The organism is Pedobacter sp. N23S346 (assembly GCF_048515415.1).
Lineage (GTDB): Bacteria > Bacteroidota > Bacteroidia > Sphingobacteriales > Sphingobacteriaceae > Pedobacter.
In genome coordinates, this window is record NZ_JBLYEE010000001.1 from 869,331 (window position 1) to 892,926 (window position 23,596).

Annotated in this window: 18 protein-coding genes; 3 read left to right on the forward strand and 15 right to left on the reverse strand. The window is 38.2% G+C overall.

What is annotated here, in order from left to right; genetic code table 11:
- Positions 1–62 precede the first annotated feature (62 nt).
- Positions 63–701 (forward strand): leucyl/phenylalanyl-tRNA--protein transferase, encoded by a 639-nt coding sequence (aat, locus tag ACN1CD_RS03735; protein WP_419128908.1) that lies wholly within the window; start codon positions 63–65, stop codon positions 699–701.
- 441 nt (positions 702–1,142) lie between these two features.
- Here aat and ACN1CD_RS03740 read toward each other — a convergent pair whose 3' ends face one another.
- The 11 genes from ACN1CD_RS03740 to ACN1CD_RS03790 form a co-directional block, all read right to left on the reverse strand.
- Positions 1,143–1,925 (reverse strand): 3-keto-disaccharide hydrolase, encoded by a 783-nt coding sequence (locus tag ACN1CD_RS03740; RefSeq protein ID WP_419128909.1) that lies wholly within the window; start codon positions 1,923–1,925, stop codon positions 1,143–1,145.
- Positions 1,926–1,991: 66 nt separating this feature from the next.
- Positions 1,992–2,306: a YgaP-like transmembrane domain gene (locus ACN1CD_RS03745; protein ID WP_419128910.1), complete on the reverse strand. Its 315-nt coding sequence runs from the start codon at positions 2,304–2,306 to the stop codon at positions 1,992–1,994.
- An 88-nt stretch (positions 2,307–2,394) separates the two neighbouring features.
- Positions 2,395–5,286: a DEAD/DEAH box helicase gene (locus tag ACN1CD_RS03750; RefSeq protein ID WP_419128911.1), complete on the reverse strand. Its 2,892-nt coding sequence runs from the start codon at positions 5,284–5,286 to the stop codon at positions 2,395–2,397.
- A 147-nt stretch (positions 5,287–5,433) separates the two neighbouring features.
- Positions 5,434–5,814, reverse strand: coding sequence for an iron chaperone (locus tag ACN1CD_RS03755; RefSeq protein WP_419128912.1), 381 nt, complete (start codon positions 5,812–5,814; stop codon positions 5,434–5,436).
- 43 nt (positions 5,815–5,857) lie between these two features.
- The gene (locus ACN1CD_RS03760) at positions 5,858–6,433 is read right to left on the reverse strand and encodes a pentapeptide repeat-containing protein (RefSeq protein ID WP_419128913.1); all 576 of its coding nucleotides are present in this window, start codon (positions 6,431–6,433) and stop codon (positions 5,858–5,860) included.
- 871 nt (positions 6,434–7,304) lie between these two features.
- The gene (locus ACN1CD_RS03765; RefSeq protein ID WP_419128914.1) at positions 7,305–8,291 is read right to left on the reverse strand and encodes a pyruvate dehydrogenase complex E1 component subunit beta; all 987 of its coding nucleotides are present in this window, start codon (positions 8,289–8,291) and stop codon (positions 7,305–7,307) included.
- 270 nt (positions 8,292–8,561) lie between these two features.
- Complete coding sequence (locus ACN1CD_RS03770; RefSeq protein ID WP_419128915.1) at positions 8,562–9,119, reverse strand: GNAT family N-acetyltransferase; 558 nt, start codon at positions 9,117–9,119, stop codon at positions 8,562–8,564.
- A 441-nt stretch (positions 9,120–9,560) separates the two neighbouring features.
- Entirely contained in the window at positions 9,561–12,419 is a 2,859-nt protein-coding gene (locus tag ACN1CD_RS03775) for a PD-(D/E)XK nuclease family protein (RefSeq protein WP_419128916.1), read from the reverse strand.
- Complete coding sequence (locus tag ACN1CD_RS03780) at positions 12,419–15,637, reverse strand: UvrD-helicase domain-containing protein (RefSeq protein WP_419128917.1); 3,219 nt, start codon at positions 15,635–15,637, stop codon at positions 12,419–12,421. The genes ACN1CD_RS03775 and ACN1CD_RS03780 overlap by 1 nt, the downstream gene beginning before the upstream one ends.
- 96 nt (positions 15,638–15,733) lie before the next feature.
- Complete coding sequence (locus tag ACN1CD_RS03785) at positions 15,734–16,528, reverse strand: ThiF family adenylyltransferase (protein ID WP_419128918.1); 795 nt, start codon at positions 16,526–16,528, stop codon at positions 15,734–15,736.
- 81 nt (positions 16,529–16,609) lie between these two features.
- The gene (locus ACN1CD_RS03790) at positions 16,610–17,266 is read right to left on the reverse strand and encodes a TatD family hydrolase (protein ID WP_419128919.1); all 657 of its coding nucleotides are present in this window, start codon (positions 17,264–17,266) and stop codon (positions 16,610–16,612) included.
- A 108-nt stretch (positions 17,267–17,374) separates the two neighbouring features.
- Between ACN1CD_RS03790 and ACN1CD_RS03795 the strand changes: the two genes are divergently transcribed.
- On the forward strand, positions 17,375–17,908 hold the full coding sequence (locus ACN1CD_RS03795; RefSeq protein ID WP_419128920.1) for a thioredoxin family protein: 534 nt from the start codon (positions 17,375–17,377) through the stop codon (positions 17,906–17,908).
- Positions 17,909–17,981: 73 nt separating this feature from the next.
- On the opposite strand, the gene ACN1CD_RS03800 is transcribed toward ACN1CD_RS03795, so the two are convergent.
- Together ACN1CD_RS03800 and ACN1CD_RS03805 are read right to left on the reverse strand one after the other, a co-directional pair.
- On the reverse strand, positions 17,982–18,191 hold the full coding sequence (locus ACN1CD_RS03800; protein ID WP_419128921.1) for a hypothetical protein: 210 nt from the start codon (positions 18,189–18,191) through the stop codon (positions 17,982–17,984).
- Positions 18,192–18,387: 196 nt separating this feature from the next.
- On the reverse strand, positions 18,388–20,052 hold the full coding sequence (locus ACN1CD_RS03805; RefSeq protein WP_419128964.1) for a glycoside hydrolase family 3 protein: 1,665 nt from the start codon (positions 20,050–20,052) through the stop codon (positions 18,388–18,390).
- 307 nt (positions 20,053–20,359) lie between these two features.
- Between ACN1CD_RS03805 and ACN1CD_RS03810 the strand changes: the two genes are divergently transcribed.
- Positions 20,360–20,539, forward strand: coding sequence for a hypothetical protein (locus ACN1CD_RS03810; RefSeq protein ID WP_419128922.1), 180 nt, complete (start codon positions 20,360–20,362; stop codon positions 20,537–20,539).
- A gap of 52 nt (positions 20,540–20,591) precedes the next feature.
- On the opposite strand, the gene ACN1CD_RS03815 is transcribed toward ACN1CD_RS03810, so the two are convergent.
- Positions 20,592–21,269: an epimerase gene (locus ACN1CD_RS03815; RefSeq protein ID WP_419128923.1), complete on the reverse strand. Its 678-nt coding sequence runs from the start codon at positions 21,267–21,269 to the stop codon at positions 20,592–20,594.
- A 106-nt stretch (positions 21,270–21,375) separates the two neighbouring features.
- The gene (locus tag ACN1CD_RS03820) at positions 21,376–23,511 is read right to left on the reverse strand and encodes a DPP IV N-terminal domain-containing protein (protein WP_419128924.1); all 2,136 of its coding nucleotides are present in this window, start codon (positions 23,509–23,511) and stop codon (positions 21,376–21,378) included.
- Positions 23,512–23,596 lie beyond the last annotated feature (85 nt).

The following is a 23,596-nucleotide window of genomic DNA, read 5'->3' on the forward strand; positions in this document are numbered from 1 at the left end:
TAACTGTATGACTTAATTTAAACGCCTGGGTTTAATCATTATTTTCTTTCTTATTTTTACGGATGTTTTTTCAATTGCCAGACCATGAAATGGTTTTTCCCGATCCAGCCTTGGCTGAAGAAGATGGTTTACTTGCCATTGGTGGCGATTTAAGTTTGGAACGACTGCTGCTGGCTTATTCGAATGGTATTTTCCCCTGGTTTAATGAAGGCGAACCTATCCTTTGGTATTCGCCACATCAAAGATGCGTGATTTATCCTGATCGCATTTTGGTAAGCAAAAGCATGAAGAAAATATTACGTGATGAGGTATTTGCCATCACACTTAATACGGCATTTGAGGAAGTGATTTTAAATTGTGCCAAAACGCCAAGAAAGGGGCAAGATGGAACCTGGATTACCAATGAGATGCAAGCGGCTTATCTAAATCTTCATCAAAACGGTTACGCCCACAGTGTAGAGGTTTGGCAAAATGAACAATTGGTAGGTGGTTTATATGGCTTAAAAGTGAACCGTATTTTTTGTGGCGAGAGCATGTTCAGTACCGTAAGCAATGCTTCAAAAGCAGCATTAATTTACCTGAGCAAGCTGAATATTGATTTGATTGATTGCCAGCTGCCAAACGATCATTTAATGAGTTTAGGAGCAGAAATGATTGAGCGCGATGTTTACATGAAAATGCTTCAAGCTGATAGCAATTAAGAAATGTTATCCTGAGCCTGTCGAAGGAGTTATAAAAAAAAGTGTTTTAATAAGTTACCATTGTTAGTAAAGCGGGGCTCAACCACCCCGCCTTTCAGGCACCCCTCCGAAGGAGGGGAATTGCAATGCTCAGATAGCGATCGCTATAGCCAGCCAGCTAAGCCAAACCACCGTTTCTTCGTTCTGCTCTTAGACCGACATAGTCAATTTTTTGGGATGGCACTGTATAAGCCTACCCATTGACTTGGACAGAAAAATTGCGAGTCGGCAACTTTTGTTTTTCACTTTTGTTTATTAGGTAATTGGTGTTCAAGCTAGCTCCGCTGGTCTTTGGTTGCCCAAATAAGAAGAGCCTGTCCGGCCAGGACAAGAATAATATTGAATTAAGCAACCCAGAATATGATATCTTCGATAATTACTGATTCAGCCTCTTATAAAAGCTTAAAGTTCTCTAATCCAGATATTTCTAAAACTGATCGGCGGACTTGGATCACCATGATCCTGAAGTTTGATCGATGCTGCACCATGTTTTTTATATTCTGGCGCACCAATCCACCTGGTTTCGCCTTTTACAACAAAGTTATTTTGCAATAGCACACCATTAAGCATTACCGTTACGGTTGCAGGTTTTAATACTGAACCATCCTCATTAAATCTCGGTGCATTCCAAATAATATCGTAATACTGCCATTCGCCTGGTTTTTTATTTGCATTGGCTAATGGAATTCCTTGCTTGTACACACTTCCTGTTTGTCCGTTCACATAGGTCTTGTTGTTATAAGAATCCATAATCTGGATTTCGTAACCGTTATCTCCAGCTCCTGTAGAAGCTAAAAATACACCACTATTTCCACGTGCCTGGCTTGTACCTGTAATATTTGCAGGGATTCGCCACTCCATATGAAGCTGGTAATCTGTGAACTTTTTATTGGTTTCGATATTTCCAGTTCCTTTCTTCACGGTGAAAAAGCCATCATCTATTGTCCATGCCGCAGGTTTTGAAGGATCATTAACCGAATGCCAGGCATCTAGATTTCTGCCATTAAACAAAATAGTCGCGTCAGATGGTGCATCCTGAGGTAAACCTCCCGGAGTAACAGTTTTAGGAACTGGTTCCCAAACTTCTGTTTTAGCAGCTTCTTTCGCCGGATCTGTTTTTTTATCCTGCGCCAATGCCGACATACCAAATAAGGTTGGAATAATAAGAAATGCGTATTTGCTCATAATTATAGGTTATCTTTTTTAAAGATAGCCAGTTTATTAAGAAAAGGAAATTTAGTATTCAATTTATTACGCCAAATCATCAGCAAGATAAGTTTCTCTTACAATGATTTCATCTGGCACCAATTCTTCGCGTTGCTCTTGTAAATCTTTTAGCGGGCAATATCCGGTTAAGCCTCTATAAAGTAAGCCTGCTCCAGCTGCCGCACCTGTTAAGGCAATTACAGGATGTGAAAATACATTTGTTAACCCTTTAAAAAGTAGGTAGGTTCCTGCTGCACCAGATAGCCAGCGTTCTGATCTGGAAATGTTTTGAAATAATTCAGGGTATTTCCAGGCCTCTTTTACGTTGTCGATGGCTCTATTTAAATTTTCGTTTTCCATGATAGTAGATTTATGTTAACTACTTAACAATTAGAAAATGATACAGTTTTAAATTGATGCGGAGAAATTATAGCGTTTGAATCTAAGGCTAGTTTAAAATATCTCTAATGTCGTCTTTACTCAGTGATTTAAAGAAACTTTCTTCGGTGGTAATTAGTGAATTTGCCAAAGTTTTTTTACGGTTTTGCAAGGCAAGAATCTTCTCTTCTACCGTGTCTTTCGCGATAAATTTATAAATGAATACTTTCTTATCCTGACCAATCCTGTGCGTTCTATCAATTGCTTGTTGTTCTACTGCAGGGTTCCACCATGGATCCAGGATAAATACATAATCGGCCTGCGTTAAGTTTAAACCAACACCACCAGCTTTTATGGAAATCAGGAAAACTTTTAAATCAGTATTTTGCTGAAATTCTGATACAATTTCACCACGGTTGCGGGTTGATCCATCGAGATAGGCAAAAGGAATTTGTTCTGCCTCGAAATGTTTCTTAAAAATATCAAGATGTTTTACAAACTGTGAGAATACCAAAACCTTATGCCCGCCTTTAAGTACGTTATCCAGCGTATGAATCACGTTTTCAAATTTTCCGGAGTCAGAGAGGTAGGTGCTATCGATCATGATTGGGTGGTTAGCCAACTGACGTAATGCAGTTAAACCTTGCAATAGCTGAACCTGTTTTTGAGCGAAAGTTCCATCATCCATGCTTTGCAATAAATCATTGCGATAGGCTGATTTCGTTTTCTCGTAATAGGCCGCCTGATCTTCGCTCATATCACAGTAGATTACCTGCTCCGTTTTCGGTGGTAATTCTGCAGCAACTTGTTCTTTGGTTCTACGCAGTACAAATGGTTTAATGATGCTTTGTAGTTTACGTGCTTTCTCTTCGTCTTTTTTCTTCTCTATGGCCTGCACGTATTCCTCGTTGAAGAATGCTTGCGTACCTAATAGACCCGGGTTTAGAAAGGTAAGTTGCGACCAAAGATCACCTACTGAATTCTCTACAGGCGTACCACTCAGAATTAGTCTGTGCCTGGATTTAAGGCTTCTAACGGCCTTAAAAGATTTCGATGACGGATTTTTAATGTTCTGACTTTCATCCAGAATTACATAGTTAAAATAGAAGTCTTTTAATTCTTCCACGTCAACCCTGGTTACGCCATAGGTGGTGATGATGATATCGTAATTTGCAAAAATGGCAACGTTTTTATTTCGGTTACTGCCTGTATGGGCGTAAATTTTAAGTTTTGGTGTGAATTTTTTAGCCTCCGTTAACCAGTTGTAAATTAAAGAGGTTGGCATAACAATTAAAGAGGTGCTCGAAGTACCGGCCAGCTGATCATCTTCCTTTACTTTTTGCAACATGGCCAGTGTTTGGATGGTTTTACCCAAACCCATATCATCCGCCAGGCAGCCACCAAAGTTATATTCGCGTAAAAAGCTGAACCAGTTATATCCTGCTTTTTGATAATCGCGAAGGTTACCTTTAAAGTGTACCGGCATTTGCGTATCGGCAATATCTTCAAAATCTGAGAGGCGCTGAAGTTTACGTTCCAGCGTAACATTTGCCAGACTATCTTCTGCCAAATCATTGAGTAAGCCAATGTGGTGTTTTTTAAGTCGCAGGTTTTTGCCAGTCTCCGCCAGACTAAACAAGCTGCCGTATTGCGTAAACCATTTTTCAGGGATAATCGCTACTTCGCCATCTGGCAATAAAAACTCTCGTCTTTTGTGTAGAATATGCTGTTTTAGGGAAAGAAACGGGATCTGATATTTTCCAAACCAAACTACTGCATTAATATCAAACCAATCATTTCCTTCTTTAACCTCCAGATCAATTTTACTCGTGCCAAAAACAAAGCGTTTCTGACCAGTGCTTTGCTCGATTTCAAAACCAAGCGAATGCAACATATCAATGTGTTCATTTACCCAGTTAATTGCAGCATAACTTGGGTTTTCTTCGCTACTCATCACTTCCAAATTGCTGAAAAGTGCACTAGCCTTTTTCAAGCCTAGCGAAAGGAGTAGATTAAATTGTTTTTTCTCCCATTCTGCAGAACGTTTAATGCGGTGGAAGATATAATTGTCGGCTATTTTTTCCAGGCGAACGGTAACTTTATGTGCGTTTTCTATAGAGAAATTGTATTCGCCATATTTAAAGTAAAGTTGGATTTGTGAAATACCACCATCAACATAAAGAACTTTGATCACAGGTGTTGCCTCAAACTGTTCTGTTCTAATTTCGAAACCTTCGGCATAAACGTGATGTTTTTCAATTAGTGGTGCAACAAATTTTTCGAAATAGGTAGCTTCAGTAGATTTTGGAATGGCGATATATCTTTTGGCTAGAAAGGGTTGTAATTTTTTGCCTTCAATATCCTGGTCGAAAAAGTATAAAATGTCATTCAGTAACAACCAGGCAGGTTTATTACTGATAATTTGCGCTTCTTTGAACATAAATTCAATACGCATGTTTTGATATTTTATGGTAGGGAAATACCGTGTTTCGGTTTCGTTTCTCCGGAAATGGAATAGAATTGATGCGGGTTCTGTTGCCAGTTCGATTTTACGTTCTACAGGCCATCCATCTTTATCCATTACATAAAGCTCATTCTGAACTTTCAGTATTTCGAGTGCCTCAGCTAGTTTTTTTTCGATTTTAGGTCTTACACTCTCGTAAAATTTGTCATCGAAAATTTTAGCAAAAAATTCAGTAGGTCTGATTAATTTTTTATAATGTTTTTTGATGACGGAATCTTGTTCAATATCATCAAGGATTTTGATCAGCTTATAATCAATTTCCGTTAAACAGGCTTTAAATTCTTCGGCAGTATGCGTAAAAATTCTTTGATAAGTGAAAGAAAAATCTCCATTCGGATTAAGTTGAACGATATGTGGTTCAATTAAATAGCCCAGGTACTCATGTTTGCACAATGAGTAGACAATTTTACAAGGTTTTGAGCTATCTACGCGTAACATTAAATGGTTTGAAAAAAGATTAATTGGTATCTCTTAAAAAACTTTAAACTTACAACATTTTTGGTGCTACATCAAAAGATTTGTAACAATTTAAGTGAAAAATCATTTTATCCCTGGAGCTGGCTGCTTTTTATCAGGTGATTTCTGCTAAGATATTTTTTTAGGCTTGGAAACCTTTTCGAAATCTTTTTCTACTTTGAATTTAGTGATTCTGGCGATTAGATCTAAAGGCAATTCCTGATCAATTGGGAACTGAACTGCACCTTTACTCCACTTATAGTTTTCAAACTCGCTCTTAAAAGCGTCAATTCCAACCCCCGTTGGATAAAACCCGATATGCTTTGCATAAGCTGCGAAATAAACCAAAATACTGTTCTGTTTAAATGCGGGCATTTTATAGCTAATCACTTCCTTTGCAGCAGGTGCAGCCAGGTGAATCGTTTTCCTTATCTGTTTCAGAATTTTTTGTGTTTCTGCCGGGAACTGCGCAATATAACTATCAATCGTTTTTGGTTCCTTTTTTTCCATAACATGATCATCTTTACATGAAGTTATAAAAAAAGCAAAAGAATTATTGACTGATAACAATATCGTATTTTGCCAATAAACCCGCTAATCCCGAGTGCGAAAACCTGGCTTTTTTTAGTCTGTTTTTATCAGGATCGATTATATAATGAGTGGCAGTTCTAAAATCAGCTTTTTCAAGATTTGTCCTGTCGAATGTGGCGTTAAGGAAATCGCAGTAATCGAAGTTTGAATTGCTTAAATCGGATTCGGTAAAATCCACTTCGTGCAGTTGATTGTTTTTAAAAACAGTCTTCTTTAGTTTTAGCTTATAAAAGGAAGAATGATCCAGTTTGCAACTATCAAAGCTAAAGGCTAAACCGAAATCGTTACAATTTTCGAAACGTAAGCCTAGCATTTTGCAGTCTTTAAAGTTTACATCGTTAAATGATGTTTTGGTTAGCGTAGCCAGGCTTAGGTTGCAGGAAATAAACTCACAGCTTAAAAACTTAATGCCATGCAGATCTGAACCAGAGAAGTCACAGTAGCTGAATTTGCAATTTTCATATTCACCTTTTGGCAATGCGCTTAAGGTATAATCTTGTTTGTTGAATGTTTGTTCGGATATGTAACTTTCAGACATGGAATGCAGGTTGATGTTACCGCGAAGATAAAAATTATCATTCGACTTACGAAGTTTCAACGGGATGTGTGTCGGGAAACTTCGTCAGTCTAAAAATAGATGCTGGTTTTGAGTTTATCATCTCTTTGTTTATGAAACTGGCGAAGTTTTGCTACGCTTCTGGCCTTTGAAACTGCGCAAGTTGGCCATTCTACTTACGAAGTTTCAACAGGATGTATGTTGAGGAACTTCGTCAGTCTAAAAATAGATGCTAATGGTTGGGTTTATCATTGCTTTGTTTGTGAAACTGGCGAAGTTTTGCTACGCTTCTGGCCTTTGAAACTGCGCAAGTTAACCATTCGACTTACGAAGTTTCAACGGGATGTGTGTCGGGAAACTTCGTCAGTCTAAAAATAGATGCTAGTTTTGAGTTTATCATCTCTTTGTTTATGAAACTGGCGAAGTTTTGCTACGCTTCTGGCCTTTGAAATTGCGCAAGTTGGGGATTTGACTTACGAAGTTTCAAAAGGATGTGTGTAAGGAAACTTCGTCAGTCTAAAAATAGATGCTAATGGATGGGTTTATATTTACTTTTTCTATGAAACTGGCGAAGTTTTGCTACGCTTCTGGCCTTTGAAACTGCGCAAGTTGGCCATTCGACTTACGAAGTTTCAACAGGATGTATGTTGAGGAACTTCGTCAGTCTAAAAATAGATGCTAATGGTTGGGTTTATATTTACTTTGTTTATGAAACTGGCGAAGTTTTGCTACTCTCCTGGCCTTTAAAATTGCGCAATTTGGCGATTTGACTTAACAAAAAATCCCCCAAATTGCTTTGGAGGATTCGTATTTTGGACTTTGGTCTTCGACAAGCTAGGACTGAAAGTTTGGGTTATTTTGTTGCGTACATTACTTCTTTAACCGCTTTAACTACCTTATCAGCATTTGGTAAGCTGGCAGCAATTAAAGTTGGAGAATATGGAAGTGGAACATCTGCACAAGTGATTCGTAAAACCGGAGCATCTAAGTAATCGAAAGCTCTTTTTTGTACCATAAAAGCAATCTCACCAGAAAGTGATGCCAATGGCCAAGCTTCTTCTACTACAACCAAACGGTTTGTTTTCTTTACAGATTCGATAATGGTATCATAATCAATCGGACGAACAGTACGTAAATCGATCACTTCCACATTAATTCCTTCTTTAGTTAATTCTTCTACAGCTGGGTTAACTACGCGGGTTAACATTTTACCGAAAGTTACAATCGTAACATCAGTACCTTCTTTAGTTACGTTTGCTTTACCGAATTCGATGTAATATTCTTCTGCCGGAACGTCGCCTTTATCGCCATACATTACTTCAGATTCCATGAAAATAACCGGATCCGGATCAATGATTGCTTGTTTTAATAAACCTTTAGCTTCGTAAGGAGTTGATGGAATCACTACTTTTAAACCTGGTGTGTTTGCAAACCAGTTTTCGAAGTTTTGTGAGTGCTGTGCACCTAGCTGACCAGCGTTACCTGTTGGGCCGCGGAAAACCATAGGGCAAGAGAACTGACCACCGCTCATTGATAAAATTTTAGCCGCACCGTTGATGATCTGGTCAATAGCTACCAATGAAAAGTTAAACGTCATAAACTCTACAATTGGAATAAGGCCAGCAGTTGCTGCACCAGTTGCAATCCCAGCGAAACCTAATTCGGCAATAGGGGTATCGATAATACGTTTAGCGCCAAATTCATCAAGCATTCCCTGACTTACTTTGTATGCACCATTATATTCTGCTACTTCTTCACCTAATAAAAAAACGCGGTCATCTTTACGCATTTCTTCTTGCATGGCTTCGCGTAGTGCTTCTCTAAATTGGATTTCTCTCATTGTAAATTTTAATAACGGTGGCAAATATAATTATTAATCGCTTTGAAACCAAAGGCTATAATGCGTGTATTTTGTAATAATTGTAGTAAGTTATTGGCATGTTTTCCTATAGATTTAGCTTGTTTTTGCCGTTATTCTCCAGAAACTGAAATTTTATTTCGCGAGGATATCATTAATGTTGTTTTTGTATTAAGATTTGCTGCTTTTTCGAAATATCTGTTTCAAAATTGGTAAGGATTGACATTATGCGTTAAAACGTTGCTAATTTTGTTAATGGTTTGGATTAATTAATCCATAGATTTCACTGTCTAAAAATTTCCCTCTGAAATAATAGTTCTGTTTAAAGAGTGCTTCCTTTATAAAACCATGTTTAACCAGCATCTGCCGTGAAGCATCATTTCCTACATTAATATAGGCACAAATGGTGTGTAGATTAACTTCTTCGAATCCAAAATCAATTGATTTTCTGAGTGCTTCGGAGATAATTCCTTTTCTCCAATAATCTGGGTGTAGCATGTAGCCGATTTCCGCTCTATGATTGGCAAAGTCCGTACGCCAATAGCCTACCGAACCGATCATTTGTTGCGGATTTTCCTTTAAGGCAATTACCCAGGCCAGGTTTTCGCCAATTTCAAAGCCATTCCTAAAGCGGGAGATAAAATCTTTGATTTCGAAAATATCCTCAGGTCTTTCTCTATCAATGTATTGCATGATATTTTCGTTGGTACGCATGGCATATAAGGCTTCTGCATCAGAAATATGATGTTCTCTTAAAACCAATCGTTCGGTTTCGAGAATAGGGAACTTGGTGAAGTTTAGGGCGAGCATTTGTTAAAATTAGATATTATGGGTTTAATTGCAAAGAACCTGGGGTTTTATTATCGTTTTTCGTTTCTCGTTGTTTGCCTATCGTCTTTGTATTGCAGCCAACCCTTTAGCAGGTAGGAGATTGCCACGAACATTACCGATTAAGGATCGGAAAATTTTCTCGCAAGAGCGTTCAAGGAGCAGAGAATTAAGGCGCTAAATTAATACCGTCGTCATTGCGAAGCCAATTCTTCATTGGCTGTGGCAACCTCATTGCAGCTAATGCTATGGCAGAAATAGTCAAGAGGTGTAGAAAAATCACGGTTTTAAACTTACGAAGTTTTTCTTTCGCCCAGGCCAACTAAACTTCGTAAGTTGATTTCTCGCAAGGACAATGAGACGAGCGGATTTGCTTTACTCTTTAGCCTTTTTGCTTTAGTCTTTAAGCTTTACTCTTTCCCCTTACTTCCCAAAAAGCGTCTTATAGATCGAATATTTATAGTTGTCTTCTATAGCACTGGTTACAAAAAAGGGTGCCTCAAATAATTCTGTAAGTTTCTTCCTCAACTCCATTAAAAATTCAGGTTTAATTTCTTCCAGGTATTCGCCTGAAAGTGTTTGCCTTCCCGATTTAAACCAAACACCATCGGCTGCCATTGTTTTTACCACGTATAAGTTTGGCTCGACAAAAGTTTTACCCGAAAATTGTTCGTAAGCGTAAGTATAAAGTAAAGTCTGAACCAACGCCTTATTGATATGCTTGCCATCAGAATTAAATAATTCTGCTACATCTTTAAATGCTAGTTTATCACTGCCGGTTTTGTAATCTATAATTTTAGTTACACCATCTTTCACATCAACCCGATCGATATAACCGAAAATCTTAACACTCGCATCTTTGCCATTTAAGGGGAAACTAATTTCTGCCTCAACTTTCTGCTCTAAACTGATGATATGGAAAGGCGTTTGCGATTCATCCTGATTAACAATGATGTTGACATAAGCGTCTACAATGGATAAGATCACTTTTTGCATGCCTTTATATTCCATCACTTTATCAGGATGGTTAAACATCACAGCATTGAAAGCTTTCTCAATTAGTGCTGGCACCTGCTTTCTTTTCTCTTTTATCCGTTCTGAAGTAATTTCTGCTTTCTTCAAATCCTGATAAAAGTATTCCATCACTTTGTGTAAAATAGAGCCAATTTCATTTGCCTCTACCACCGCACTTACTTCTTTAGGTTCTTTAATGCCAGCAATGTAATTGAAGAAAAAATCTATCGGATTGGAAATATATTGGGTTAAGGCCGAGGGGGAAAGCACCTTCTTTTTATCGAGGTATTTTTGCAGGGTTTCCTGAATAAAAATGTTATTCTTTTTTTCAATCCGAACCTCTTTAAATGCTTCCGTTTTTACATCCAGATTAAGTTCATGATAATTAAACCTGAATCCGCTTTCGTATTCCAGTTGTTTCAGAATTCTACTCGCTTCGCCGGTTGTTTTTTCATCAGTTAAGCTGTTGTAAACGAAGTTAATGTGCTTAGCCCGTTGCATCAAACGGTAAACCATGTAAGATGAAATGGCATCCAGATTTTCTAATACCGGTAAGCCGTAAACGCGGCGGATAGAATCTGGAATAAAACTATTGCCGATGGAAGATTTTGGAATAATCCCTTCGTTGAAACCTAAAATAACAACCTTATCAAAATTAAGGTTTCTCGTTTCCAGTAATCCCATTAACTGAATCCCATTGAGCGGATCGCCGGATAGTGGCACTGAAATGGCCTGCAAAGATTTTTGTACCAGGTAAATTACAAACTGGATTTCTTCATCGCCAATGTGTTTGCCGAAAGTATCGTGCAGTCGATTTAATTCCTGAATGGTTTTTACAAACAGTTCTGCATCAATTTTCTTGAGCGTTTTGGCATTAGATAAACGGGTTAATATAAAATCTAAAACTTCGAGCAGGTAGGGAACTACATGCTTCGGACTATCAATTTTTTTGTAGAAAACCTCGAATAATCCGCTTTGCCTCAGTAGCCTTTCATGGGCAATTTCTACCTCATTTTCTTTTAATAAAGCAGTTAAAATTTTATCCCTCATTTTCTGGCTCAGACCAGTGAGCGGGTGTGTTAGAAAAGCCTCAACATTTTTGTAAGAAATCTTCCCAGTATGCGTGATTTCCAATTGAGAGGAGAACCATAAATCAGCTAAACCAAAGATGCTTGATGTGGATAGGGCAAAACCCATGGTTACATTCAGATCGATGTCTTTGCCATTATAGTTTGTCGGAATGGTTTGCAGGGCAGGCAATAGTAAGCTTTCATCTGCCAGCACGACAACGGTAGAGCCAATCTCACTACTTTCAGCATAATCATCTTCCAAAATATTATTCAGAATTTTTGCCTGCGCCGATTGCCCCTGAACCTTGAAAACATTCACCTGATGTTCGGCTGTTTTCATTAAGCCTGGCTTATTTTCGAAAACATTTTTCAAGCCCAGCTGATTCAGGTTTTTTCTCAGAAATAAGCCCGCTTCCTGCAAAGGATCATCTACATAATATTCATCGGCATCGAAGTAAAATAAGGCTTGATCAGCCTCTTGTAGCTGTGTAAAAATCTTTGCTTCGGCACTGGTTAATGCGTTGAAACCAACAAAAATAATTTTTCCTTTTTCGAAGTTGACAGGCAAGTCTCTTTGGGTATCGGTTCCTTCAGCCAAATGGCGATACACATAACCATTGGTTAAATATTCCTGCTCTTTTAGTGATGCATGAAACTTGTGATAGAGTTTTGGCATCCGACGCCACATTTTAATGAAAAGTTCCTGCTGTTTTTTATGTTTTCCTTCAGAATAGGATGTCCAGAATTGTGCTAAGAACTGGTATTGCTCCGGACTCAGGTAATCGAAATCTTTATTAATAACAGAAATGTCTTCTAAATCGCGATATAGCTTACCTGCATCAACTAAATCATTGTCTATTTGAGTGAAATCGCTTAGAATAATCTTTGCTAAGGGAAAAAACTTATGGCTTGAAATTGGTTCCATGTGTTCTTCGGCCAGTAACTGGTTGTATATTTTATGAAGCGTAAAGAACTGCAGGTAGAAATCGGCGATTTTAAATTGTGTAGCAGTAGCAAAAAACTCCTGGATAGTGTAAAACGACGGACTGAAAAATGGTTTTTTTATCATATCAGCCAGGTATTTCTGCATATAGGCTGATGGCCTTTTGTTGTTGAAAACAATAGCACAATGTTGAAGATTGGTACCAAACTTTTCAATTAAATCTTCGGCAACTTCTTGTAAAAATGGTTTAATCATTACACTAATTTTAATTTACCGCTAACGGCATAAAACAAATAGGTTTTAACATTGCTGTGTCCCATGTGCAGCAGCAGATTTTTATAATTTTTTACCTGTTCAATGTGTTTATCGCTTTCTGTAAGTGTAAATTTATAATCCAGGATGATCACTTCATTATCATTAAATAAAATGCGATCCGGACGATGGAGTTTACCTTCGGCATCAATTATATTCTTTTCTGTGATGCTATCAGTTGCCTGGTTAAGCACAGCTTTTAAGTCAACGTTTTCCAGAACTTCCATTGCTTTTTGTTTCAGGTTGTCCTTTTCATCTTCCTGAACTACTCCATCCAAGATGAGTGTTGTAATGTACTTATCAACTTCTTTCTCTGTACTGGCATTTGCCAAAATATCATGTAATAAAGACCCTTTTCTGCCCGATTTTTCAATATTCACCAAATGCCTTAAATGTTTTTCTTCTGAAGCAATGTATAACTCTGCCAATCGGGTGGTGGTTGGGTAATGTTTTAAATTGATAAAATCTGTTTCTTCTTTTTTGCCTTCAACAGCAATATAATCTACAATTTCATAAACTCCATTTTCATCAAATTCGTTATCAAAAGTTAAATTGATCACATCGCCCATGTTAGATAGTTTTAACTCTTTTTTAGCCATAGTGGCGATATAGAGGTAATCTTTAGAACGTGTGGTGGCCACATAAAGCATGTTCAAGGCGTCCATGTTGTTGTAGAGCAGTTCTTCGAAATAAGCTTTAGCAATGGCCGAATCTCCTAATGCTTCATTGTATTTTAATGGGATGCCTTTAAGTTCTTTGTAAACCGTTTCTTCTGATGATACCCAGAAGGTACCATTCACTTTTCCTTTAATTTCCCAGTTGCAGAAAGGTACAAAAACGGCCCTGAAAGCCAGTCCTTTTGATTTGTGAATGGTGATGATTTGAATCGCATCAGCGCCTTCAGGAGACGGCAAAGATTTTTTGATTCCGTCTTCTTCCCACCAGGTTAAGAATGCAATAATTCCTTTTTCGCCAGCTTTTCCGGCGGTGGCCGTTAAATCCCTAAACGCCAGAAGATAGGGTAGATGAGCGGTTAATGTTTTTAATCCATAACTCTCAATTAAAATTTCAACCAATTCTGGTAGTGGCAATTGCAACCAGCTTTGCCAGTTTTCGCATAACGATAGTGGTAAAACAGCAGAAAGTTGGCTTAGTGGCTTACTGTTAAGGTTAATGTAGTGATTGGCATCGGGCGCTTTCTCTTGCAACGAATGGTACAAAGCAATGCAATTTGCCTTGTAAAGTGCGATTTGGGCTTCTAAACCAATGAGTACCTTTAAGGTGTTGATGATCAATTGTATTGCCGAGTTATTCGAAATCAATAAGGCATCGCCTGATAGCACGGGAAGATGATGCTCCATCAACTTGCGAACAGTAAGTAAAGCCTCGCTATTGGAACGCACTAAAATGGCAATGTCTTTTAAAACGTAATTTTGTTGATCTTTTAGTATTTTGATCTCTTCAATGATATCATTTAAAGCAATATCTCTGAAAACAGTTTCCGTGAAACGAGCCTCATCCGGCGCATGTTCCTTGCCAAATTTTTTGATTTTTATTGTCCCGCCTTTTAAGGTGTTGGTGGCGAAGTTTTGTGTAGATGCACCGTAAATATCAGTGATGATCTGCGTATAATTTTCCCCAGCCCACCAGTTGGAAATACTTTCTGGTTTGGTGGCTAAAGTTGTATTAAGCTCATTTTGGAGCGTAATGGGAATGGAGCGATACAAGAAATTATTAAAAGTGATGATGTTCCCCGTACTGCGGTAATTTTCTGCCAGACTATCTTCTATAACATTGTCGATGCCGACTTCCCGTTTCGCATGTTTATGCAGAATATTCCAATCTCCGTTACGCCAACGGTAAATGGATTGTTTGGTATCGCCAACGATTAAATGATCAATTAAATCTTCGCTTGGCGTGGCCATAGCATTGGTGAGGAGCGATTTAAAACTTCCCCATTGGCTGGTCGAGGTATCCTGAAACTCATCGAAAAGAAAATTACGGTATCTGTTCCCCACTTTTTCCCAGATGAAAGATGGATTATCACCTGCATCATCAGTAATTCCGGAGATTAATTTCTGCGCATCGCTAATTAAAAGGTTATCATTTTCTGCGCGGTACTCTTTTAACAGCATGGCAATTTCCTGCATCAGCCTTAAATAGTAAAGGTTTTTATTGAAGGCAATGGCCAGGCTATAGTTTGGCAGGTGTGTGAGATAATGGGTTTTTATCTGCTGAAGAATAGGGTTTACAACTTCAAAAGCTTCCGGAAAATTTGCATTCTTTTGAAACCATTCATCTGGCTCATCTATATAATTAAAAAGCGGTTCTACTTTTGAGAGATCGCCACGGGCAACCAGGATAATTTTCGCTAAACCACTTCTTGATTTGCCTTTGAGGTGCTCGTTCTCCACACCCAGAACATTTAAGGCTTCATTGGCTTCTGTTGCTAAACGAATAATTTCTTCTTCAAAATTCTTAATTTCTGCTTTGGTTACGCTGATGTATTTTTTGAAAAGTTCATCAATATTCTCTAATCCTAAAGCGGTAACTGCATCTTCAAAAACCTGGAAGCGTTCGGAGAAAATTTCACCAATCAGGTTGTAGAGTTCAAATTTGTAATTCCAGCTTTTGTTATCACTAATGCGTTCGATGGCCAGATCAATAATCCATTGCAACAGTTGTTTATTTGTGTCTAAGGCTTCATCCAGTTTATTTACCAAATCATCTTTAACCTTATCATAATTCATTTCTAAACTATAATCGGCATTCAGCCCGAGTTCAAAAGCAAAACCACGAATTACTTTTTGTACGAAACCATCAATGGTACTCACCGAAAAGCGACTGTAATCATGAAGGATTTTCCGATATATCTTATCTGCTTTGAATTGAAGTTCCTGTGGATTTAATTGTGGGTAAGCCACTAAAACCAATTTTCGGTAATCGTCGATTTTTTTTGATGGATTACCTTTTGCCAAGCCAAGTAGAACCTCCAGAATCCTGGTTTTCATTTCTTCTGTAGCCTTATTGGTGAAGGTTACTGCCAAAATTTCGCGGTATTTATTTTCAGCAGAAAAAAGCAAGGTAAGGTAATGTGCCGTTAAGCTGAACGTTTTACCGGAACCTGCAGAGGCTTGAAGAATTTTTAGTGGTTTAGGCATTTTATTTATTTTTTATTCCATTTTAGAAATTAGCAGTGGCGTTTTGCCATTCCCCTCCTTTGGAAAGGTGCCTGTAAGGCAGGGTGGTTTTTTTACTTAACTTTTTTTGATTTTCCTTTTCGCCAATGTTTTATGACTTATCCTCAAAGGCCTTTCGGCCATTTCAATTTTTAAGCCAAGTAAATCGCGAATAACAACCGATGCGCATGCGCCACCAAAAGCTGCAGGCAAGTAAGAAACAGTGCCATAGGCAGATCGTTTGAAATTACTCCCATCGGTCATAATCATGGAGTTTTTGTCCATTTCCTCGGTAGAGAACACGGCTTTTATTTTGCCTGCATTAACTAACTTATTTAATCGCTTCCGAACATAACTGGCGAAAACACATTGATAAGTATCAGGTAACATGGCAATCCTCAATCTGGTTGGATCCATTTTACCACCTGCACCCATGGAACTTACAATCGGAATGTTTTTTTCTAAAGCAGTGGAAAGTAGTGTGATCTTCGGCATTACGCTATCAATACAATCCATAATATAATCAAATTTTGATTCTAGTATTTCCCTGCATTTTTCGGGTGTTAGGAAAGTATTCACCACATGAAGCTTCAATTCTGGATTGATGGAAAGCAAACGCTCCTGCATAATTTCAGCTTTGCTCACACCATGATTGGTGGCTAAAGCAGGCAACTGCCTGTTTCGGTTGGTCGGATCAACCACATCTCCATCTACAATGGTCATTTCGCCAATGCCACTCCGACAAATAAATTCTGCAGCGAAAGAACCAACACCACCTAAACCAATTATTAAAACGTGTTTCGATTGCAGTTTATCAATTCCATCATTCCCAACTAGGAGGGCAGAACGTGAAAGCCAGGTAGTATCAGCCATATTTAATTATATTTTGCCAAAGAAGCCCAAGTGACACGGAATGAATTTTCTTTCCGTTTTTTTTAGTTTCCGTGGCTACTTTTATAGTAAATTTAATTTATTCCAGTTGGTAAAAATACGTGCTTTAATTTCATCAATTGTACGGTTTTTTAATTTTGCGGCAGTATTGTAAATTTCTTTAATCGGCATTTCGGAATCATCAGTTTCCAAAAAGAAAGTATCAGTCTGCTGAAGAAGCTTAGCCGCACCAGAATTTTCTTTCAAAACCTCAGTACCAAAAGAAAGTAAAAATCCTTTATCTAAAAGCTGTTGGCCTAAAACTTCGTTTTTGTTAAATCCATGAATGATCATCGGAACGGCCACTTTCAGCCTGTTTTTGATCTCAATCAGTTCTGAAAAAGCTTTAACACAATGCAAAATCAATGGTTTGTTTAATTTTTCTGCCAATCTGATTTGGGCTTCCAGAATAAAGATTTGATTTTCGAGTTTCTCTCCTCTTAATTTATCCAGACCACATTCGCCAATGAGCTTAACATTTGACTGACTGGCCAAAACACTTAAGTATTTCATCTGCAAATCCAGTTTATCCATCATGGCATACCAGGGGTGAAGTCCAACAGAAATGGGTTTTGTTTTTGGCATTGCCAGAAAGAGATCGCTGGTTAGCGATAAACTTTGGATGCTACTCACGCCATTTTGCTGTGCAGTCTTGTGTGTATGTAGGTCTAAAAAATCCATTTGATGTTTCAAAGATAGGCTTTGTATAAAAAAATCCTATTGTAAAGAAATTGAGATTAATCTATTAAATTAGTCGGCTTTAGTATTTTGCATCATTATTTAGAAAATATGAAAAGGTTACTCATTTTATTGGCTGCGGTATTTTTATCTACAGCTGCATTTAGCCAGGCCAAAACCGAAGGTGTGCACATCTATAACCCTGAGGCAAATGCAATGGCCGATTTAAAGGCTGCGATTGCAAAAGCGGCAAAAGCAAATAAGCATGTATTGGTCCAGGTAGGTGGAAATTGGTGTACCTGGTGTATTGCTTTCCACCAATTGGTAGATACAAATGCTTTGTTGAAACAAACCATCACCGAAAATTACGAATATGTTTTGGTGAATTGGGATAAGGAACATCACAATGATGAGGCCATGAAATATTTAGGTTTTCCTAACCGTTTTGGTTATCCTGTTTTTGTAGTGCTGGATGGAAAAGGAAAAGTGCTTCATATTGAAAACTCATCCTACCTGGAAACAGATGAAGTAGGGGCAAACGGTAAAAAGAAAGTTGGGCACGATGTGAAAAAAATCAACTCGTTTTTAAAAGGCTGGACGGTTGCTGCTGTTGATCCAGCTACTTATAAGCCGAAGGCTAAATAACTGGAAGGTAAAAGACTAAAGTGAAAAAGCCGCAGATTTTCAGATATTAACTCTGCAAATCTGCGGCTTTATTTTAACTGTCTGAATTATCTTCATCATCTTTCAGGCCATCTACATTTAATTCGTAAGATGGTCTGGATGCTTCATCAGCTTGCTCTAATTTATCTTTATCGTGTTCGATATTGGCATCATCTCCAGCAATTTCATTGATGTTATCTATATCATCTTCTCTGCGCAATGCATCGTTCGGGTCTTCCGAATAATTATCTTTTGGGTCTATCATGGTCTTAATGTTTTATAATTAGATAATGACTTTAAGAAAGAAATTGTTTTAGCTTTTTGCCTGAACACTAAAATCCTATAGTTGGGTTAAAAGCAGAAAGCACAAAGCCAAAAGCATAAAGCGAAAGGCGATCGTCGATTAACCTAACAATTCTAAAATCTGTGTAATCCATCCATCTGTGTAATCAACCCGAAGGTTACAACCCATCACCAAACTTATAATTAGGCAATATGCTTACTGGTAATTTTCCTGTTGGCACCAGCCTGTTGTTGATTACCGCTGCTGCAGAAATTTGCATATAATCTTCTTTCTGATAAGCCACTACTAAACCCTTACTTTTCTCTAAGCCAGGTAAACCCGCCAGGTTATATGGATTGGCAAAGAGTGCAAATACGGTATTTTTGCCAGATAATTCTTTAATGAAGTTTTTAACGCCGGCATTTAAGGGAATATTATTTGCAGGTCTGGCACGAGAATCGTGAATACCAACAATCACCTGATCGAAAGCACCAATTTCACGGGCGATGTTCGAAATCTGCGTGGCACTGGCATCCTTATCCAGTACATAATAAACAGAGTTGTAGAAGCCTTTCGATACCTCTTTCTGGAATTTAGTTACAGCCGGAACGCCGATACTAATAATGGCAGTTCTTCTGATTGGAATCATATTTTTGATATAGTCTTTACCTTTAATCAGTGTAACAGATGCATTGGCAAGTTCCTGAACTAAAGCATTACTGGCATTCCGGTTTACGTCGGCAATAAGTCCCTTAGTCACCACGGTGTCGCGTTTTGCTAAACCAGCCCAGTATTTCGCTGTTAAAATCTTTCGCACACTTTCATCAATGGTTTTGATGTCAATTCTACCATGACGTACAGCCTTACGAACCAGTTTAATGGCCCTGTCGCTATTTTCTGAAAGCTCTAAAATATCGTTTCCGGCAATAATGCCAAGTAAATCGGCTTCGCCATTTTTGAAATATTTTACCACGCCTTTCATATCCATCGCATCAGAAATAATCAAACCTTTAAAGCCTAACTTCTTCTTCAAAATACCGGTAACAATCGGTTTTGATAAAGTTGAGGGTAGATTTTTCGTGGTATCCAGAGCTGGAATATTCATGTGGGCAATCATAATGCCTGATGCACCTTGCTTAATGAGTTCTTTAAATGGATACATCTCCAGCGTATCTAAACGCATTGGCCCAAAGGTTAGCTGCGGAAGATCATAGTGCGAATCAACATCGGTATCTCCATGGCCCGGAAAATGTTTAAGCGTGGTAAGTAAGCCGGCATCCTGCATGCCTTTCATATAGGCACCAGTTTTAGCAGTTACATTATATTTGTTCTCTCCAAAAGAGCGGTAATTGATAACCGGGTTTTTAGGGTTATTGTTGATATCAGCATCGGGAGCCAGGTTCATTTGCATCCCTATACGTTTGAAATCTTTAGCAACTTCCTGCCCCATTCTATAAATTAAATCTTTATTTTGAATTGCCCCCAATGCCATTTGATAAGGGAAGGATATGGTACTGTCCAGGCGCATTCCTAAGCCCCATTCTCCATCATTGGCTACAATTAGTGGCACATGGCTAAGCTTTTGGTAAGCATTGGTGGCGATTGCTTGCCTTATCGGCCCACCTTGAAAAAAGATAACACCACCCAATTGTTCTCTTTTAATTACTTGCCCAACAGAATCAGTATATTTTTGCCCTAAATTGGTATGCGCACGTACGAAGAACATTTGTGCTATGCGCTCCCGACGGTTTAACTTGTTAAAAACAGAATCTACCCACTTAGGTTGATTGGCTAACATTTCTAAATAGGATTGCTTTTGTGCATTTGCAGAAAAGGTAATCATGCCGCAAATAGCAAAGAATAATAAGTTTTTTTTCACGAATGTGTTTTGTTGATGTGCTAAATTAATAATCAAAATCCGAATTAAACAAAAACCAATCCAAGTAATTGATTTAATACAAAAAAATGTAGAAGGAGATATTAAAAAAAAGGACGAATAAACATATGGAGAGGCGGCTTTAGTTTAGTATGCTTTTAGGGTAATGTAATCATATATGCAATCATCAATCGAAAAAAATAAAAACCTATTGGTTTATTGGCGGTTATTATAGTAACGCTCAGTAAATTATTATTCACTAAATTTTATAGTTATGAAAGATTCGGGCACACCAAAAAACAATTCAACTGTTCAGGGAAGTTCAATTGCAGACAGAGCAAATCACGACATTAAAACCGATAAGAAAATTCAGGGTATTACAAATGGCGGTGGTCAACGTTCTGATCAAACTTCGAACAAAGATAATCAGCGTAAGGTTGACAATAAAAAATAATTTATGTTATGGAAAATGGATGATGTTTTACAAACTATCATCCATTTTTTGTTTAAGCAGGTTCTTTGGCTAGCTTAATAATATCACTTCCCTCCAGAATTTTTCTTTCATTGTTGTGGCTAAGTACATTAATCATCGCATCTCCAAGTTCCTCCATGGTGCAAAATCCATTTTTAGATATTGCTCTTCCAATTGGAAATAACCAGTTAATGAATTTATAAAATTTATGTGCGTACTTCTGTTCCTTAATAGGTTTGATAAAACCCGGGCGAAGATTGAAAACCTGCTCAAAAGGTAACTGCATCAATTCATTTTCGGTTCTGCCTTTAACTTTTTGCCAGCTCAATTTGCCATTTGGGTTGGTACCACCGCCAGAAACATAACAAAAAGTCATGTCTTTATTTAGTCTGCTCAACGTTTCTGCAACATGCATCGTTAAGGTGTAAGTCATCTTAAAATAAACATCTTTAGCTGCACCTACGGATGTAATGCCTAAACAAAAAAAGCATGCGTTGTAGCCAGAAAGCTGATTTTCGATAGGAGCGAAGTTGAAAAAATCCTGGTGGATAATCTCCTTCAGTTTTGGATGCACATAGCCACAAGTTTTCCTGTTGATGACTAAAACGCTATCGATTTCAGGACTATTTAAGCAGCGAATTAATACACCCTCACCAACCATTCCGGTTGTTCCTGTAATGATTACACGATTTGCACTTCTTGTTTTTCCCATATTGATTTACCTTAATACTTATCAAATAAACTCATAACCTGAGAATTGGTTTTCAGGTTATTGCAATAAAAAAGGCCTCGATGTCTCGAAGCCTTTTACAATTATCTTATTCTGTGCCTTGCATTTTATAATCTTTTGGCGGTTCTGCACCTAAAAGATGCTGCGCAAAATAATCCCAGCGGCGTCTCATCATATAAGCAGAATAAGGGCCGTAACCATGTGCACTGTTCGGGAAGATTACTAAATCGAATGATTTGTTGGCTTTTTCCAAAGCCTCTACCACCAGGAGTGTATTGTAAGGGGGTACGTTATCATCCATCATTCCATGAACAAGCATTAATTTTCCTTTTAAATTTTTTGCATAATTTTGATTCGCTTGCGCTTCATAATCAACGTTTTCTGCCAAACCATTGTAACGTTCGCCCCAATCATCCTCGTAATTTCTATTGTCGTGGTTTCCTGATTCGGAGATTCCTACTTTAAAGAAATCGGGATAACGGAACATGGCAGTTGCGGTAGCAAAGCCACCACCAGAATGGCCCCAGATGCCAACTTTCGCTGTGTCAATCGGGTATTTAGTAGCCAACTGTTTAATGGCTGCAATCTGATCTTCGAGCGTATTGGTAGACATGTTGCCATAGCTCATATCATGGAAACTTTTCGAACGCCCCGGGTTGCTGGTACCTTCAATTAAAACTACAATAAAACCTAATTCTGCCAGCGCCTGATGATCTCCGCGTGATGCTGAAAATCCCCAGTTACCCACACTTCCACCTTGCGGACCTGGATAAATGTAATCGATTACCGGATATTTTTTACCTGCATCCATTTTAGTTGGCGTAAACACTAAACCATAAATATCAGTTTTATTATCGCCTGCTTTTACTGAAACAGGTGTTGGTGCTTTCCAACCTGTTGCCGCTAATCTTGATACATCGGTTTTCTCTATTGGAGTAATCAGTTCCCCATTGAGATCGCGGAAAACACTGCTGGTTGGCACATCTGGTTGAGAATAGCTGTCAACGAAATATTTTTCAGATGGCGATAAACTTACCATGTGGTTCCCAGGTTCTGGCGTTAAATCGGTGAGGTTTTTTCCATCGAAACCAATTTTGTAGAAGTGATCGAAATATGGATTGATTTTATCTAAACCATTGGCCATTAAATAGAGTGTACGATTTGTTGGATCAACTTTGATGATGCGACTCAACACCCAGTTACCTTTGGTAATTTGATTTTTTACTTTACCAGTTGTTGCATCGTAAAGGTATAAATGTCCCCAATTGTCGCGTTCAGAATACCAGATAATCTCCTTTGATTCTGGCAAATACCGCCAGTTAATTTCTCCCTGGCCAGATTCGTATTGGGTTTTTACAGTTTCTTCAAAAACTTCTCTAACGACTCCGGTAGACGCATTAGCAATGCGGAATTTTTCATTTTTATGATTGCGTGAAGTGGAAACGAAAGCTACTTCAGTACCATCGGCCTTCCAGTCGATGTCATCAAACGTTCCGCTACTGGAAATGTCATCACTTAGCGTTGCGCGGTGGGGATCTGGAGCAATGTTTAGTGGAATTACCTTTGGATTTTCAACATCAATTATTACCCTTCTAATGGTTGCAATTTGCTTATCGCCAGGTAAAGGATATTTCCAGGCTTCTAATTTAGGCGCGCCAACATTCGTGGTAACAAGATACATGTCGCTGGAATTTCGCTGATCCTGTTGGAAGGTTGCAATCTTCTTCGAATCCGGCGACCAGCGTAAAATTGGTCCATCACTATGTTGCCAGCCAGCATTATCAGTGGCATAACCATAATCTTTAATGCCATCTGTGGTGAGTTGGGTAAGTTTTCCACTGGCAATATCTTTTACGTAAAGGTTGTAGTCTTTAATTAAAATGGCTTTTTTGCCATCGGGCGAGATTACTTCATTTGCGCCGCCTCTTCTTCGTCTGGCTCCTGACACAGAACTATTACCATATGCCGTGGTTAAAGTCTTGGTTTTTTTAGCAGGATCTACCAAATAGGTTTCAGATCCTTTTGCAGTTTTTTTAGTATACCAGAATTGATCTCCTGCCAACCAATTGGGCGGAGAAATCGTATTGTCAATAAATTTTGCGGTATTGTAGCCCATAAAACTTTCAGCTCTCTGATAGTCTTGAGCAGTAAGTGATTTTTGCTGGGCATTAGTTGTAACTACTATTGCACAAGCAGTTACGGTAAGCCAATATTTGTTCATCATCTTAGTTAGTCTCTGCTGATAAAATTAGCACTGTTTTGTTAATCGCTAAGTATTAATGCTGATACAAAAAAGATGAACTTGGCTA